Origin of the sequence: Lysinibacillus sp. FSL R7-0073 (assembly GCF_038009065.1) — a bacterium.
GTDB classification, from domain to species: domain Bacteria; phylum Bacillota; class Bacilli; order Bacillales_A; family Planococcaceae; genus Lysinibacillus; species Lysinibacillus fusiformis.
This window is the reverse complement of the sequence record NZ_JBBPAS010000001.1, coordinates 12,501-30,302: the sequence shown is the minus strand read 5'-3', so window position 1 is coordinate 30,302 and position 17,802 is coordinate 12,501. Positions and strand designations below refer to the sequence as shown.

The 17,802-nt window shown below is 43.6% G+C and carries 7 protein-coding genes, 5 rRNA genes and 1 other annotated feature (1 of these 13 cut by a window edge); of the genes, 1 reads left to right on the top strand and 11 read right to left on the bottom strand.

The window, feature by feature from the left end:
• Window positions 1-150: 150 nt before the first annotated feature.
• Window positions 151-367 (bottom strand) — a binding site (T-box leader).
• A gap of 49 nt (window positions 368-416) precedes the next feature.
• Complete coding sequence (gene pdxT, locus MKY88_RS00110) at window positions 417-980, bottom strand: pyridoxal 5'-phosphate synthase glutaminase subunit PdxT (RefSeq protein WP_340812817.1); 564 nt, start codon at window positions 978-980, stop codon at window positions 417-419.
• A gap of 1 nt (window position 981) precedes the next feature.
• Window positions 982-1,866, bottom strand: coding sequence for a pyridoxal 5'-phosphate synthase lyase subunit PdxS (gene pdxS, locus MKY88_RS00105; protein ID WP_069483088.1), 885 nt, complete (start codon window positions 1,864-1,866; stop codon window positions 982-984).
• Between the two features lie 103 nt (window positions 1,867-1,969).
• Here pdxS and pdxR point away from each other — a divergent pair, with 103 nt between their 5' ends.
• Window positions 1,970-3,397: a MocR-like pyridoxine biosynthesis transcription factor PdxR gene (gene pdxR / locus MKY88_RS00100; RefSeq protein ID WP_340812816.1), complete on the top strand. Its 1,428-nt coding sequence runs from the start codon at window positions 1,970-1,972 to the stop codon at window positions 3,395-3,397.
• Between the two features lie 17 nt (window positions 3,398-3,414).
• Here pdxR and asnB read toward each other — a convergent pair whose 3' ends face one another.
• From asnB to MKY88_RS00055, 9 genes are all read right to left on the bottom strand, one after another.
• Entirely contained in the window at window positions 3,415-5,250 is a 1,836-nt protein-coding gene (asnB, locus tag MKY88_RS00095; RefSeq protein ID WP_340812815.1) for an asparagine synthase (glutamine-hydrolyzing), read from the bottom strand.
• Between the two features lie 100 nt (window positions 5,251-5,350).
• Entirely contained in the window at window positions 5,351-6,682 is a 1,332-nt protein-coding gene (locus MKY88_RS00090; protein ID WP_083244759.1) for a D-alanyl-D-alanine carboxypeptidase family protein, read from the bottom strand.
• A gap of 142 nt (window positions 6,683-6,824) precedes the next feature.
• The gene (gene guaB / locus MKY88_RS00085; protein ID WP_008179648.1) at window positions 6,825-8,288 is read right to left on the bottom strand and encodes an IMP dehydrogenase; all 1,464 of its coding nucleotides are present in this window, start codon (window positions 8,286-8,288) and stop codon (window positions 6,825-6,827) included.
• 298 nt (window positions 8,289-8,586) lie between these two features.
• A 5S ribosomal RNA gene (gene rrf, locus MKY88_RS00080) occupies window positions 8,587-8,702 on the bottom strand.
• A gap of 111 nt (window positions 8,703-8,813) precedes the next feature.
• Window positions 8,814-11,741, bottom strand: a 23S ribosomal RNA gene (locus MKY88_RS00075).
• 180 nt (window positions 11,742-11,921) lie between these two features.
• Window positions 11,922-13,473 (bottom strand): 16S ribosomal RNA (locus tag MKY88_RS00070).
• Between the two features lie 297 nt (window positions 13,474-13,770).
• Complete coding sequence (locus MKY88_RS00065; protein ID WP_193834089.1) at window positions 13,771-14,664, bottom strand: patatin-like phospholipase family protein; 894 nt, start codon at window positions 14,662-14,664, stop codon at window positions 13,771-13,773.
• 340 nt (window positions 14,665-15,004) lie between these two features.
• Window positions 15,005-15,120: ribosomal RNA gene (gene rrf / locus MKY88_RS00060) — 5S ribosomal RNA — on the bottom strand.
• 111 nt (window positions 15,121-15,231) lie between these two features.
• Window positions 15,232-17,802 (bottom strand): 23S ribosomal RNA (locus MKY88_RS00055) (it continues 357 nt past the right edge of the window).
• Together the 16S, 23S and 5S rRNA genes form the textbook arrangement of a ribosomal RNA operon.

The following is a 17,802-nucleotide window of genomic DNA, read 5'->3' as shown; positions in this document are numbered from 1 at the left end:
CATACCTCCAGTAGTTTCTTAATGATAGGAAATTGTTGCATCTTGTTTCTTTATCTTGATTTAGTGGTCATTTGAACATCAAAATAAATAGCAATGTAGAGGAGCAGCATTTGGCTGTATCAAGATAAACACAAAAAAGCCCCCATCCCATAAAGGGACGAGAGCTACCCGCGTTGCCACCCTAATTGACTAGACACTATGTCTAATCCTCTTATTTTATAACGGCATTCCAGCCGGCAGCAGCCTACTTCATTGACTTCGACTGTGCAACTCCAGGACGGATTCACAAGTGCTTTTATCAGCTTCCACCAACCGCTGACTCTCTAAAAAAAACGTGCTTGCTACTACTTCCCATCATCGTGTTCAGTTAATTAAATTTTAACCATACTGTACTATATGAAAACAAATTTTGCAAGTCATACCATAGATGCTATAAAAAATTCAAGAATACGTGTGTCTGATGTTAATTCAGGATGAAACGAACAACCTAGTAAATGTCTATCCCTGGCTAAAATAATTTTACCTTCATGCTCTGCGAGAATTTCAACATCTTTTCCAACTGTCTCCATATGAGGTGCTCGAATAAAAACTGCTGGAATTGACTTACCTATTTTAGGAATATCGAGCTTTACTTCAAAGCTGTCAACCTGGCGCCCAAATGAATTTCTTGCAACTGTCACATCCATAACTGCTAAATGCGGTTCATCATTTACTAAAGTATTAGCCATTAAAATTAATCCTGCACATGTCCCAAACATAGGCAAGCCTCGTTGTGCTAGTTCTCGTATAGGCTCTAGTAGTTCAAAACGATCCAACAGCTTTCTCATTGTCTTGCTCTCACCACCAGGTAATACAAGTCCATCTAGTTTTATTAAATCCCGCTTCTGTTTTACTTCTAAAGCTTCACAGCCAAGATTTTCTAGCATTTGAACATGCTCTCGTACCGCCCCTTGTAAGGCTAAAACGCCAATTCGTTTCATCCTACCAGCCTCGCTCTTGCATGCGCTCATGTTGCCCAAGCTGTGCAATATCTATACCTTTCATTGGTACGCCTAGTTCCTTTGATATTTCAGCAATAAGCTTATAATCCTTGTAATGTGTCGTCGCTTCCACAATCGCATGTGCAAACTTTTCAGGATTATCGGATTTGAAGATACCTGACCCAACAAAAACACCATCAGCCCCAAGCTCCATCATTAATGCTGCATCAGCTGGTGTAGCCACACCACCAGCTGCAAAGTTAACGACTGGTAAACGCCCAAGACGTTTGATCTCTCTTAATAATTCAAAAGGTGCTCCTAGTAATTTTGCCTCTGTCATTAATTCATCCTCTGTCATGCCTACCACTTTACGAACTTGGGCATTTACTTTACGAATATGTCGAACTGCCTCCACTATATTCCCTGTTCCTGGTTCACCTTTCGTCCGTAGCATAGCTGCTCCTTCACCAATACGACGGGCTGCTTCGCCTAGATCACGACAGCCACACACAAATGGTACGGTATAATCACTTTTTAATAAGTGATACTCTTCATCTGCTGGTGTGAGCACTTCACTTTCATCAATATAATCAACCCCCATTGCTTCTAAAACACGAGCTTCTACAATATGACCAATACGAGCTTTGGCCATAACAGGAATGGAGACTGCTCCTAGTACTTCCTCTACAATACGAGGATCTGCCATACGAGCAACACCTCCTGCTTTGCGGATGTCTGAAGGTACTCTTTCTAATGCCATTACTGCTACTGCTCCTGCCGCCTCTGCAATTTTTGCTTGCTCAGCATTAATCACGTCCATAATGACGCCGCCCTTTTGCATCTCAGCCATACCACGCTTCACCAAATTTGTACCTGTCTGTTTCATTGTCTAACCTCCACCTTTATGATGAAATTTAGTATAATAGAAATTGACCATATAAAAATATCCAGTTTTTTAAAAAATCATAAGGTCAGGAGGTTTTTATCATATGGATATGCTTTTATTTCAGCTTGAACGGGATGGCGATAAACCTCTATATGATCAGCTTTACAACGGTATTAAAGAAGCTATCATTTCCAAGAAAATAGCAGTGGGAGAAAAATTACCATCAAAAAGAAAATTAGCCGATTTTTTGAATATCTCTCAAACAACGATTGAAATTGCCTATGCACAGCTTCTTGCAGAAGGCTATATTATATCCAAATCACGTGTTGGTTATTTTGTAGAAGAAATAGATGAACTACCCTACATCCAGCAGGACACCGTAATTCAATTCAATGAGCATCCTAAGAAAAAATCATACAAAATAGATTTTAATCCTGGTTCTATTGATATCGATGCTTTCCCATTTCAGATTTGGAGAAAATATGCAAAGGAGCTGTTTGATGAAGCTTCAAAGAAATTATTATTAACAGGGGAACCTCAAGGGGAGCTTTCTTTGCGAACTGAAATTGCCAATTATTTATATCAATCACGTGGAGTGGTCTGTAATCCCGAGCAAATCGTCGTTGGCTCTGGTACTGAGCAGCTTCTACCTATGATTTTACGTCTTTTTAGTGATGATACATGCTTTGCACTGGAAAACCCAGGGTATCCGGCAGTGCATCGTATGTTCTCTCAGCATAAACGAAAAGTTTATCCTATTGCCGTCGACGAAGAAGGAATCATCATTCAAGAGCTAGAGCAAACACAAGCTAATGTTGTTTATATTACACCATCACATCAATTTCCTACTGGTGCAGTATTATCCGCTACTAGACGTGCACAGGCTTTAAATTGGGCGGCACAAAGCTCATCTCGTTATATCATTGAAGATGATTATGATTCGGAATTTCGTTATACTGGAAAACCAATTCCTGCTCTTCATGCTCTCGATAGAAACGATAAAGTCATTTATATGAGCACTTTTACAAAATCGTTAATGCCCTCTTTGCGCGTAGCCTATTTTGTACTTCCACCACAATTACTTGCTACATATAATGATGTCTTTAATTACTATTCATCAACCGTACCTCGCTTTGATCAGCATATCGTAGCAAATTTTATGCATGATGGTCATTTTGCAAAACATCTTAATCGGATGCGTAAAGTTTATCGTAAAAAACATGATAAGCTTACTTCTATTTTAGAAAAATATTCATCATCCATTAAAATTACAGGTGAGCAAGCAGGAATGCATATATTATTAGACGTTGAGCACAAGTTGCCGGAAAAACAATTACATCAGCTTGCCTTCCAAGCAGGAATAGGTATTTATCCATTATCTGATTATCAACTTGATTACGTTGAATCTTCACAAGCACAATTTTTACTTGGCTTTGGGGGTATACCTGTTCATGTAATTGAACAATCGATAGAACAATTAATGGATTGTTGGGGAATACAAAAGAATCACCGATCTACTACAACCAAGTAGTAGATCGGTGACCCCCATTAAGATTCAATAAGTTGAATATGATAATGCTCAAACCAAGTATGAATTTGCCCTAGATATGCTAAAAGTTGAGGTCCCGCCATTAATTGTCCATACCATGGAATTTTGAATGAGCTACCTCCAGATTCTATTAATTCCGCAAGTTTTTTGTGCTCAAATAATTCATGTAAGATAGAGTTCTTATCTTTAAGAATTTCTCTTAACCATGTTTGCACACCTGCTGTATAAACTGGATGGTATGTTTTAGGATATGGATTTTTTTTACGATACAATACTTCATCAGGCAATAAATGTGCCATGGACTTGCGTAGTAACCCCTTTTCTATGCCATCTAAATCCTTCATTTCCCAAGGAATATTCCATGCATATTCCACAAGGCGATGATCCGCAAAAGGAACTCGTACCTCTAAGCTCGCTCCCATACTCATACGATCTTTCCGCTCTAGCAAGGTCTGCATAAACCATTGCATATTTAAATAAAACATTTCACGATGTTTTACCTCTGCGGGACTTTCGCCATCTAGCAACGGGACTTCTGCAATTGTTTGTGTATAAAGCTGCTGTGCGTAGGATTCAATTTTTAATTTTTTATCCCACTTCTCTTGGAGTAATGCATTTCTTTCAGCCAATGATCGAATCCAGGGGAAACCCGTAGTTTTTTCTTTAAACCATGGATATCCACCAAAAATTTCATCTGCACATTCCCCAGATAGTGCTACAGTAAAGTCTCTTTTAATTTCCCGACAAAACCATAGTAACGAAGAATCTACATCCGCCATACCTGGGGAATCTCTACCTATAACCGAATCTACTAGCAAATCAATCAGTTGTTGCTGAGTAATTTCCTCTGCATGATGTATCGTTTTAAAAGTTTCAGTCATTTTTTGAATCCAATACGTATCTGTTGAAGTTTGAAAGGCATGGGGATTGAAAAAACGTTCGTTATCCTCATAATCGATTGAATACGTATGCAACTTATTTTTCTGTTGTTTGAATCTTTCTGCAGCAATTCCTGTAATAATACTAGAATCGAGACCTCCTGATAGAAATGTACAGATTGGTACATCCGAAACAAGCTGTCGTTCAATAGCATCCGTTAACAGCAAACGAACATGTTCTATCGTCTCTTCCAATGATTCTTCATGCTTGCGGCTTTGTAGCTGCCAATATTGCCATTTTCTTAAACCTTCTCTAGAGAAGCGCATTGCATATCCTGGTCGTAACTCCTCAATATTTTGGAAAAGGGTCTTACCTGGAGCTCTAGAGGGGCCTACAGCCATCATACTTGCCAATCCCTCCATATTAATGGCAGCTTCAATCATTGGATGTGCTAGTAAAGCCTTTACTTCCGATGCAAAAAGAATACCCCCCTGTTGCTCTGTAAAATAAAGGGGCTTCACGCCTAATCGATCTCTGCATAAAAAAAGAGATTGCCCCTGTTCATCCCAAATGCCAAAGGCAAAAATACCATTTAGAAAGTCTACACATTGCTCTTTCCATTCAATATAGGCAGTCAATAGCACTTCGGTATCTGAATGTGTTGTGAAAGTATAACCTCTTTTCTGCAGCTCTTTACGCAGCTCTTCGGTATTATAAAGTTCGCCATTATATGTAATGACATAGTTTACCCCATCATGTATTTTTTTCATCGGCTGCTTGCCACCTATTAAATCGATAACCGCTAACCGTCGATGGCCAAATGCAATATGCTCACTACACCAAATATTTTCATCATCTGGCCCTCTCTTGTTTAATGTTCGTGTCATTGCTTGCAAAACTTTTTCACTTGCTTTTAAATCCTTTTGAAAGTTAGCCCATCCTGTAATGCCACACATTTATCCACATCCTTTCGCCTATTAGCGTATGCTGTACGGGTCCAAAATGTGAAAAAGCACATGAATGTTTGCTAACATTCATGTGCCCTTTAATTAATGATTAGAATAGTCCTCCAACGAAGTCAGAAATCCCACTCCATAAATTGCCGAAGAAGTTCCCAACCCCTTGGAAGAACAATGAGATACCGCTAGCACGCTCTACAGCCCCTGTAGTAACAATATCGGATGAAATATCCTTACCATCGATAAAGCCGTAATCTGTGCCCTCTGTGCGCTCAATAACGACTTTCCCTACAACAGTATCTTTTTTAACTCCTGCCTCAAGACTCTTTTTATCTAAAACCAATTTAGGTTTATAAAGATCCTTATCGGAAGACTTGATCATAAATGAAATAGGTTCTTTTACAGCAATCTCTACTTTGTCTTCTTTACCTTTTGTCACTTTTACTGTTTTTTGATCTTTAAACGTATAGTTCGCTGGTAGAATTTCTTGTTTTGAGAATTGTGAAAAACCATAGTTAAATAATTTTGCTGTTGCATCAAAACGAGCTTTATATGATCCTTGTCCACTTGCATCAACTGCTTTCATGACCACTGCAATTAATCGAGTACCATTACGCTCTGCAGTACCTGTAAAGCAATGGCCTGCAAAGTTTGTAGTACCTGTTTTTAATCCATCTACACCTTGATATTCAAAAACTAACCCTGGTAACATAAAGTTCCAGTTAGACATTTCAATGGCATCCTCTGTACCTTCACGGAATGTCTTCTTAGTAATTTGAGAAGTTTCTAGTACCTTTGGGTGATCCTTTAATAGATGATAGGCTAGTTTTGCCACATATTTTGCAGGCATCACATTCTCATCCTCTGGTCCTGTCCCTGCTGGCTGCATCCCAAAAAGATCCGCGTTATTTAGACCTGTGGAATTGACAAACTTATAACCCTCTAGGCCAAGTTCTTCTGCTTTTTTGTTCATTAATTTCAAAAATTCAGTCTCTGTTCCAGCAATTGTTTCAGCTATAGCAACAGTTGCAGCATTCGCTGAATAAATAGCCATTGCCTCATACAATTCTCGAATCGTGTAAGAACCATCACGACGTAAAGGTACATTACTTAATGCACGATTTTGAGACATACGATACGTATAATCGGTTACGTGGTATTCTTGATCCCATTTAACTGTCCCTGCATCAATAGCGTCCAATAACAGGTATTCAGTCATCATTTTTGTCATACTTGCAATACCTAGTGAAGTATCTGCATTTTGTTCATATAAAATTTTCCCTGAATCTGCGTCAATTAAAATTGCAGCATCCACTGTTAGTCCTAAATCCGTCTCTGCATTTGCCTTTGCAGGAATACCTGCAAAAATACCAATTAATAAAACGGGAATTAGGAGTAAGCGTAATACGGTGTTCATTTTCTTTTTCACCTTTAAAGCCCTCCAAAAAAATAATCTTGTCCTCGACATTTTATCATAGATATCAACATACGTGTTGACTCTCTATCATAAAAAAATGCTCTCGCGCCATCTTTGTAGACGATGCGAAAGCATAAAAGTTGCAAGTAATATATTACATGGAATAGTTTGGTGACTCTTTTGTAATCTGTACATCATGTGGATGTGATTCACGAAGACCTGCACCAGTCATTTTAACAAATTGGGCATTTTCTCGTAGATACTCAAGATGCGGTGCTCCACAATAACCCATACCAGCTCGGATACCACCAATCAGTTGATAAATTGTATCAGCTAATGGTCCTTTATAAGGAAGGCGACCTTCAATACCCTCAGGCACTAACTTTTTCGCATCCTCTTGGAAGTAACGATCTTTTGAGCCTTTTTCCATTGCTCCAATAGATCCCATACCGCGGTATACTTTGAAGCGACGACCTTGGAAGATTTCTGTCTCTCCTGGAGATTCGGAAGTACCTGCAAGAAGTGATCCTAGCATTACAACATTTCCACCAGCTGCTAAAGCTTTCACAATATCGCCAGAGTATTTAATACCACCATCAGCAATAATCGTTTTACCAAGCTCACGAGCTACTGTAGCACAATCATATACTGCTGTAATTTGCGGTACACCTACGCCAGCCACAACACGTGTAGTACAAATTGAGCCTGGGCCAATTCCTACTTTAACAACATCTGCACCAGCCTCGAATAAGGCACGTGAACCTTCTGCAGTGGCTACGTTACCAGCAATGATTTCTAGTTCTGGGTAAGTTTCGCGGATTGAACGGATTGTCTGTAATACACCTTCTGAATGTCCGTGTGCTGTATCAATTACTACAATGTCAACTTGTGCTTCTACAAGCTTCTCAATACGTACCATTGTATCCTTCGATACACCAACTGCTGCACCTACAAGTAAGCGACCATGTGTATCTTTAGCAGCATTAGGGAATTCAATAACTTTCTCAATATCTTTGATTGTGATAAGTCCAGTTAAGCGACCCTCTTCATCAACAATCGGAAGTTTTTCGATTTTATATTGTTGAAGAATTTTTTCTGCATCCTCTAGAGTCGTTCCAACAGGAGCTGTAATTAAATCTTCTTTCGTCATGACATCTTCAATTTTTAAAGAGTAATCCGAGATAAAACGTAAATCACGGTTTGTAATGATCCCTACTAGTTTTTGGTTTTCCATACTATCAACAATAGGTACACCGGAGATTCGGTATTTACCCATTAAATGCTCAGCATCGAAAACTTGATGAGTCGGAGTTAAGAAGAATGGGTTTGTAATAACACCATTTTCAGAACGTTTTACTTTTTCTACTTGTTCAGCTTGTTCGTCGATACCCATGTTTTTATGGATAATACCGATACCGCCTTGTCGTGCCATAGCAATAGCCATTTTAGACTCTGTAACTGTATCCATACCTGCGCTGATCATTGGAATGTTTAATTTAATCTTTGGTGTTAATTGAACAGATAAATCAACATCTTTCGGTAATACTTCAGAATGAGCTGGTACTAATAATACATCATCAAAAGTTAAACCTTCTTTGGCAAATTTAGTTTCCCACATTTTCGTAACGTCCTCCTATAGTTAAAAGAATATTAATTGTAAGATTAACAACGTGGACTGCTACTGTCAAGAAACTTATAAAAGAAAGACAATTCAGACTTTTAATCATAGCAAATTTTAATTGAAAATCCAAATAAATAGCTATATAAAAAACTACTAGCGACCATACTATAGTTATATGAAATCTTACAATTAAATCTTTTTATAATGAATAATTTTTGTATAAAATCCTGTAATTTATGAAGGATATTCTTAAGATAATAAAAAAACAGCCAGCACACAGCTGACTGTTTTTGTTGCCTAGCGACGTCCTACTCTCACAGGGGGAAGCCCCCAACTACCATCGGCGCTAAAGAGCTTAACTTCCGTGTTCGGTATGGGAACGGGTGTGACCTCTTTGCCATCATCACTAGACTATGGTCGACCTTCCATACACGGCGTATTGCTGTGTCTAGAAGCTCTCTTGTTGAAAGAATTGTTCTTTCAAAACTGGATAAACGGTTCATTGAATGTTTCAAACTTTTTTTGGTTAAGTCCTCGATCGATTAGTATTCGTCAGCTCCATGTGTCACCACACTTCCACCTCGAACCTATCTACCTCATCGTCTTTGAGGGATCTTACTTACTTGCGTAATGGGAAATCTCATCTTGAGGGGGGCTTCATGCTTAGATGCTTTCAGCACTTATCCCGTCCACACATAGCTACCCAGCGATGCCTTTGGCAAGACAACTGGTACACCAGCGGTGTGTCCATCCCGGTCCTCTCGTACTAAGGACAGCTCCTCTCAAATTTCCTACGCCCACGACGGATAGGGACCGAACTGTCTCACGACGTTCTGAACCCAGCTCGCGTACCGCTTTAATGGGCGAACAGCCCAACCCTTGGGACCGACTACAGCCCCAGGATGCGATGAGCCGACATCGAGGTGCCAAACCTCCCCGTCGATGTGGACTCTTGGGGGAGATAAGCCTGTTATCCCCGGGGTAGCTTTTATCCGTTGAGCGATGGCCCTTCCATGCGGAACCACCGGATCACTAAGCCCGTCTTTCGACCCTGCTCGACTTGTAGGTCTCGCAGTCAAGCTCCCTTGTGCCTTTACACTCTACGAATGATTTCCAACCATTCTGAGGGAACCTTTGGGCGCCTCCGTTACCTTTTAGGAGGCGACCGCCCCAGTCAAACTGTCCGCCTGACACTGTCTCCTGCCCCGCTAAGGGGCATGGGTTAGAATTTCAATACAACCAGGGTAGTATCCCACCGACGCCTCCTTCGAAGCTGGCGCTCCGAGATCTCTGGCTCCTACCTATCCTGTACAAGTTGTACCAAAATTCAATATCAGGCTACAGTAAAGCTCCACGGGGTCTTTCCGTCCTGTCGCGGGTAACCTGCATCTTCACAGGTACTATAATTTCACCGAGTCTCTCGTTGAGACAGTGCCCAGATCGTTACGCCTTTCGTGCGGGTCGGAACTTACCCGACAAGGAATTTCGCTACCTTAGGACCGTTATAGTTACGGCCGCCGTTTACTGGGGCTTCAATTCGCAGCTTCGCTTGCGCTAACCACTCCTCTTAACCTTCCAGCACCGGGCAGGCGTCAGCCCCTATACGTCACCTTACGGTTTTGCAGAGACCTGTGTTTTTGCTAAACAGTCGCCTGGGCCTATTCACTGCGGCTCTCATGCGCTTGCACGCTCAAGAGCACCCCTTCTCCCGAAGTTACGGGGTCATTTTGCCGAGTTCCTTAACGAGAGTTCTCTCGCACACCTTAGGATTCTCTCCTCGACTACCTGTGTCGGTTTGCGGTACGGGCACCTCTCACCTCGATAGAGGCTTTTCTTGGCAGTGTGAAATCAGGAACTTCGTCCATACGGACTCGCCATCACAGCTCAACGTTACAGTGTGCGGATTTGCCTACACACACGCCTTACTGCTTGGACGCGCATAACCAACAGCGCGCTTACCCTATCCTACTGCGTCCCCCCATTTCTCAAACGGTGAGGAGGTGGTACAGGAATATCAACCTGTTGTCCATCGCCTACGCCTATCGGCCTCGGCTTAGGTCCCGACTAACCCTGAGCGGACGAGCCTTCCTCAGGAAACCTTAGTCATACGGTGGACGGGATTCTCACCCGTCTTTCGCTACTCATACCGGCATTCTCACTTCTAAGCGCTCCACCAGTCCTTCCGGTCTGACTTCAACGCACTTAGAACGCTCTCCTACCACTGACATCGTAGATGTCAATCCACAGCTTCGGTGAATCGTTTAGCCCCGATACATTTTCGGCGCAGCGTCACTCGACCAGTGAGCTATTACGCACTCTTTAAATGATGGCTGCTTCTAAGCCAACATCCTGGTTGTCTGTGCAACGCCACATCCTTTTCCACTTAACGATTACTTTGGGACCTTAGCTGGTGGTCTGGGCTGTTTCCCTTTTGACTACGGATCTTATCACTCGCAGTCTGACTCCCGTGTATAAATATCTGGCATTCGGAGTTTGTCTGAATTCGGTAAACCGGGATGGCCCCCTAGTCCAAACAGTGCTCTACCTCCAGTATTCTCATCACGAGGCTAGCCCTAAAGCTATTTCGGAGAGAACCAGCTATCTCCAAGTTCGATTGGAATTTCTCCGCTACCCACACCTCATCCCCGCACTTTTCAACGTGCGTGGGTTCGGGCCTCCAGTAAGTGTTACCTTACCTTCACCCTGGACATGGGTAGATCACCTGGTTTCGGGTCTACGACCACGTACTATTTCGCCCTATTCAGACTCGCTTTCGCTGCGGCTCCGCCTTCTAAAGCTTAACCTCGCACGTAATCGTAACTCGCCGGTTCATTCTACAAAAGGCACGCTATCACCCATTAACGGGCTCTAACTACTTGTAGGCACACGGTTTCAGGATCTCTTTCACTCCCCTTCCGGGGTGCTTTTCACCTTTCCCTCACGGTACTGGTTCACTATCGGTCACTAGGTAGTATTTAGCCTTGGGAGATGGTCCTCCCGGATTCCGACGGAATTTCACGTGTTCCGCCGTACTCAGGATCCACTCAGGAGAGAACGAACTTTCGACTACAGGGCTTTTACCTGCTCTGGCGGACCTTTCCAAGTCGCTTCATCTAACTCGCTCTTTTGTAACTCCGTATTGAGTGTCCTACAACCCCAAGAGGCAAGCCTCTTGGTTTGGGCTCTTCCCGTTTCGCTCGCCGCTACTCAGGGAATCGATTTTTCTTTCTCTTCCTCCAGGTACTTAGATGTTTCAGTTCCCTGGGTCTGCCTTCAAGACGCTATGTATTCACGTCAAGATACTACGCGATTAAACGTAGTGGGTTCCCCCATTCGGAAATCTCCGGATCAAAGCTCACTTACAGCTCCCCGAAGCATATCGGTGTTAGTGCCGTCCTTCTTCGGCTCCTAGTGCCAAGGCATTCGCCGTGCGCCCTTAATAACTTAACCAAGTTATTAAGCCTATAAAAAACTTAAAAATAAATGTGTTTGTTACAATTTCAATGTCGTTTTATCCAGTTTTCAAAGAACAAGTTTTGAAGTATTTCATTCAGAAAGAATGAACCTTCAAAACTGAACGCAAAACGTAATCTTACAAACCCAAGGTTTGTATTCCGAAAATATCCTTAGAAAGGAGGTGATCCAGCCGCACCTTCCGATACGGCTACCTTGTTACGACTTCACCCCAATCATCTATCCCACCTTCGGCGGCTGGCTCCAAAAGGTTACCTCACCGACTTCGGGTGTTACAAACTCTCGTGGTGTGACGGGCGGTGTGTACAAGGCCCGGGAACGTATTCACCGCGGCATGCTGATCCGCGATTACTAGCGATTCCGGCTTCATGTAGGCGAGTTGCAGCCTACAATCCGAACTGAGAACGACTTTATCGGATTAGCTCCCTCTCGCGAGTTGGCAACCGTTTGTATCGTCCATTGTAGCACGTGTGTAGCCCAGGTCATAAGGGGCATGATGATTTGACGTCATCCCCACCTTCCTCCGGTTTGTCACCGGCAGTCACCTTAGAGTGCCCAACTAAATGATGGCAACTAAGATCAAGGGTTGCGCTCGTTGCGGGACTTAACCCAACATCTCACGACACGAGCTGACGACAACCATGCACCACCTGTCACCGTTGCCCCCGAAGGGGAAACCATATCTCTACAGTGGTCAACGGGATGTCAAGACCTGGTAAGGTTCTTCGCGTTGCTTCGAATTAAACCACATGCTCCACCGCTTGTGCGGGCCCCCGTCAATTCCTTTGAGTTTCAGTCTTGCGACCGTACTCCCCAGGCGGAGTGCTTAATGCGTTAGCTGCAGCACTAAGGGGCGGAAACCCCCTAACACTTAGCACTCATCGTTTACGGCGTGGACTACCAGGGTATCTAATCCTGTTTGCTCCCCACGCTTTCGCGCCTCAGTGTCAGTTACAGACCAGATAGTCGCCTTCGCCACTGGTGTTCCTCCAAATCTCTACGCATTTCACCGCTACACTTGGAATTCCACTATCCTCTTCTGCACTCAAGTCTCCCAGTTTCCAATGACCCTCCACGGTTGAGCCGTGGGCTTTCACATCAGACTTAAGAAACCACCTGCGCGCGCTTTACGCCCAATAATTCCGGACAACGCTTGCCACCTACGTATTACCGCGGCTGCTGGCACGTAGTTAGCCGTGGCTTTCTAATAAGGTACCGTCAAGGTACAGCCAGTTACTACTGTACTTGTTCTTCCCTTACAACAGAGTTTTACGAACCGAAATCCTTCTTCACTCACGCGGCGTTGCTCCATCAGGCTTTCGCCCATTGTGGAAGATTCCCTACTGCTGCCTCCCGTAGGAGTCTGGGCCGTGTCTCAGTCCCAGTGTGGCCGATCACCCTCTCAGGTCGGCTACGCATCGTCGCCTTGGTGAGCCGTTACCTCACCAACTAGCTAATGCGCCGCGGGCCCATCCTATAGCGACAGCCGAAACCGTCTTTCAGTGTTTCACCATGAGGTGAAACAGATTATTCGGTATTAGCCCCGGTTTCCCGGAGTTATCCCAAACTATAAGGTAGGTTGCCCACGTGTTACTCACCCGTCCGCCGCTAACGTCAAAGGAGCAAGCTCCTTCTCTGTTCGCTCGACTTGCATGTATTAGGCACGCCGCCAGCGTTCGTCCTGAGCCAGGATCAAACTCTCCATAAAAGAAATTTGATTAGCTCAAATTGTTTTGCTGGCATCAATTTTGATGTCCAAATTTTGTTTCGTTCACTAGCAAGCTAGCTACTAAAAAATTTATTGATTACGTTTTGCTTGTTCAGTTTTCAAGGTTCATTTTGAAGTTCGCTACTTTGTTAAGAGCTAACTTTTATATAATAACATGTTTTATAATGTTTGTCAAACAGTTATTTTTTTTTATATTTTAGTAGCTGCATATCTCAACAGCAACTTTTATATAATAACATGCTTATTTTTAATGGTCAATAGTTTTTATAATCTTTTTTATAATCTTAATCGTGGCCAGTTTCGTAAAAATTGAATGGTACGATTTCTTCCTATTTCTAAGAGCGTTTCTTTTGTTTCTTCATTTAAATCAAATTGCGTAGCACTGTAATCTTCTACAGGAATAAAAATAATATCTCTTTCATGTCTTCTTGATATATATCTTTCATCATGTGCATCTTTCATAGTTGAAAATAATGCTTCAAATAAATTTAATCCATTTTTAATTTCATGAGGACACTGTTCCTCTCTCCTTCTACTTAACTTAAGTCCTAAAATGGGTCGTACTTTTCTCCCCTCCCTATCGTCAAAAATCCATAAAGGGAAATTACTTAAAACACCTCCATCTACAATTACCGATTCACCTTTTCCTGTCTTTAATGTAACCGGTTCAAAGAAAAATGGTATACCGCAGCTCATACGTAAAGCACAAGCAACTGAAAAATTATTGGCTTCTATTTGATATTTGTGTAAATCGTCTGGTAATACAATTATTCTACCATTGGTTATATCTGATGCGACTAGCTTTAGTGAATCTTTAGGTAGATCTCCAAAAGTATAGACTCCTTTTTCGGCCAATTTTTTGAAGAACCACTTTTCTAATGCCTTTCCTTTATACAGACCTAAATGGTTATAAACATTTATCCATTTCATAAAAGGGAAAGGTAATATTGTTCTTCTAGAATCGAGTAATGAAGGTACATCTAACTCTTCTAGCATAGTTTCAATTTCACTACCGCTATATCCTGCAGCAATGAACGCAGCTAAAATTGCTCCAGCACTTGTACCAGCCACACGTTTAAAACGAAAATTTTCAGCTTCTAGTACTTGATATGCTCCTACAAGTGCAAAGCCCTTCAAACCTCCACCAGAAAACACACCATCAATCCACATACTCCCTCTCCTTTTTTTCGTAATCTTTACATTATAAGAATCAAAATAGACGATTAGAACTAAAATTTGTATTTTAGTGTCGAAATCAAACTATTGCTTAAAAAGAATTATTATAGTATTTAGGATAATGGTACAATTTCATAGATTGGTGTCCTCTTTTACAATCGGTTATATAGTTCCCATTAACACTTCCAACTTATTAATTTTGACATTCGTTTCATGATTTATGCTATATAAATAAGTGGAGATCTATATAAACTACTTCATATCAAATACTAAAAATAAAAGCATTTAATATGAAATAAAAAAAACAGCCAGCACACAGCTGACTGTTTTTATTGCCTAGCGACGTCCTACTCTCACAGGGGGAAGCCCCCAACTACCATCGGCGCTAAAGAGCTTAACTTCCGTGTTCGGTATGGGAACGGGTGTGACCTCTTTGCCATCATCACTAGACTATGGTCGACCTTCCATACACGGCGTATTGCTGTGTCTAGAAGCTCTCTTGTTGAAAGAATTGTTCTTTCAAAACTGGATAAACGGTTCATTGAATGTTTCAAACTTTTTTTGGTTAAGTCCTCGATCGATTAGTATTCGTCAGCTCCATGTGTCACCACACTTCCACCTCGAACCTATCTACCTCATCGTCTTTGAGGGATCTTACTTACTTGCGTAATGGGAAATCTCATCTTGAGGGGGGCTTCATGCTTAGATGCTTTCAGCACTTATCCCGTCCACACATAGCTACCCAGCGATGCCTTTGGCAAGACAACTGGTACACCAGCGGTGTGTCCATCCCGGTCCTCTCGTACTAAGGACAGCTCCTCTCAAATTTCCTACGCCCACGACGGATAGGGACCGAACTGTCTCACGACGTTCTGAACCCAGCTCGCGTACCGCTTTAATGGGCGAACAGCCCAACCCTTGGGACCGACTACAGCCCCAGGATGCGATGAGCCGACATCGAGGTGCCAAACCTCCCCGTCGATGTGGACTCTTGGGGGAGATAAGCCTGTTATCCCCGGGGTAGCTTTTATCCGTTGAGCGATGGCCCTTCCATGCGGAACCACCGGATCACTAAGCCCGTCTTTCGACCCTGCTCGACTTGTAGGTCTCGCAGTCAAGCTCCCTTGTGCCTTTACACTCTACGAATGATTTCCAACCATTCTGAGGGAACCTTTGGGCGCCTCCGTTACCTTTTAGGAGGCGACCGCCCCAGTCAAACTGTCCGCCTGACACTGTCTCCTGCCCCGCTAAGGGGCATGGGTTAGAATTTCAATACAACCAGGGTAGTATCCCACCGACGCCTCCTTCGAAGCTGGCGCTCCGAGATCTCTGGCTCCTACCTATCCTGTACAAGTTGTACCAAAATTCAATATCAGGCTACAGTAAAGCTCCACGGGGTCTTTCCGTCCTGTCGCGGGTAACCTGCATCTTCACAGGTACTATAATTTCACCGAGTCTCTCGTTGAGACAGTGCCCAGATCGTTACGCCTTTCGTGCGGGTCGGAACTTACCCGACAAGGAATTTCGCTACCTTAGGACCGTTATAGTTACGGCCGCCGTTTACTGGGGCTTCAATTCGCAGCTTCGCTTGCGCTAACCACTCCTCTTAACCTTCCAGCACCGGGCAGGCGTCAGCCCCTATACGTCACCTTACGGTTTTGCAGAGACCTGTGTTTTTGCTAAACAGTCGCCTGGGCCTATTCACTGCGGCTCTCATGCGCTTGCACGCTCAAGAGCACCCCTTCTCCCGAAGTTACGGGGTCATTTTGCCGAGTTCCTTAACGAGAGTTCTCTCGCACACCTTAGGATTCTCTCCTCGACTACCTGTGTCGGTTTGCGGTACGGGCACCTCTCACCTCGATAGAGGCTTTTCTTGGCAGTGTGAAATCAGGAACTTCGTCCATACGGACTCGCCATCACAGCTCAACGTTACAGTGTGCGGATTTGCCTACACACACGCCTTACTGCTTGGACGCGCATAACCAACAGCGCGCTTACCCTATCCTACTGCGTCCCCCCATTTCTCAAACGGTGAGGAGGTGGTACAGGAATATCAACCTGTTGTCCATCGCCTACGCCTATCGGCCTCGGCTTAGGTCCCGACTAACCCTGAGCGGACGAGCCTTCCTCAGGAAACCTTAGTCATACGGTGGACGGGATTCTCACCCGTCTTTCGCTACTCATACCGGCATTCTCACTTCTAAGCGCTCCACCAGTCCTTCCGGTCTGACTTCAACGCACTTAGAACGCTCTCCTACCACTGACATCGTAGATGTCAATCCACAGCTTCGGTGAATCGTTTAGCCCCGATACATTTTCGGCGCAGCGTCACTCGACCAGTGAGCTATTACGCACTCTTTAAATGATGGCTGCTTCTAAGCCAACATCCTGGTTGTCTGTGCAACGCCACATCCTTTTCCACTTAACGATTACTTTGGGACCTTAGCTGGTGGTCTGGGCTGTTTCCCTTTTGACTACGGATCTTATCACTCGCAGTCTGACTCCCGTGTATAAATATCTGGCATTCGGAGTTTGTCTGAATTCGGTAAACCGGGATGGCCCCCTAGTCCAAACAGTGCTCTACCTCCAGTATTCTCATCACGAGGCTAGCCCTAAAGCTATTTCGGAGAGAACCAGCTATCTCCAAGTTCGATTGGAATTTCTCCGCTACCCACACCTCATCCCCGCACTTTTCAACGTGCGTGGGTTCGGGCCTCCAGTAAGTGTTACCTTACCTTCACCCTGGACATGGGTAGATCACCTGGTTTCGGGTCTACGACCACGTACTATTTCGCCCTATTCAGACTCGCTTTCGCTGCGGCTCCGCCTTCTAAAGCTTAACCTCGCACGTAATCGTAACTCGCCGGTTCATTCTACAAAAGGCACGCTATCACCCATTAACGGGCTCTAACTACTTGTAGGCACACGGTTTCAGGATCTCTTTCACTCCCCTTCCGGGGTGCTTTTCACCTTTCCCTCACGGTACTGGTTCACTATCGGTCACTAGGTAGTATTTAGCCTTGGGAGATGGTCCTCCCGGATTCCGACGGAATTTCACGTGTTCCGCCGTACTCAGGATCCACTCAGGAGAGAACGAACTTTCGACTACAGGGCTTTTACCTGCTCTGGCGG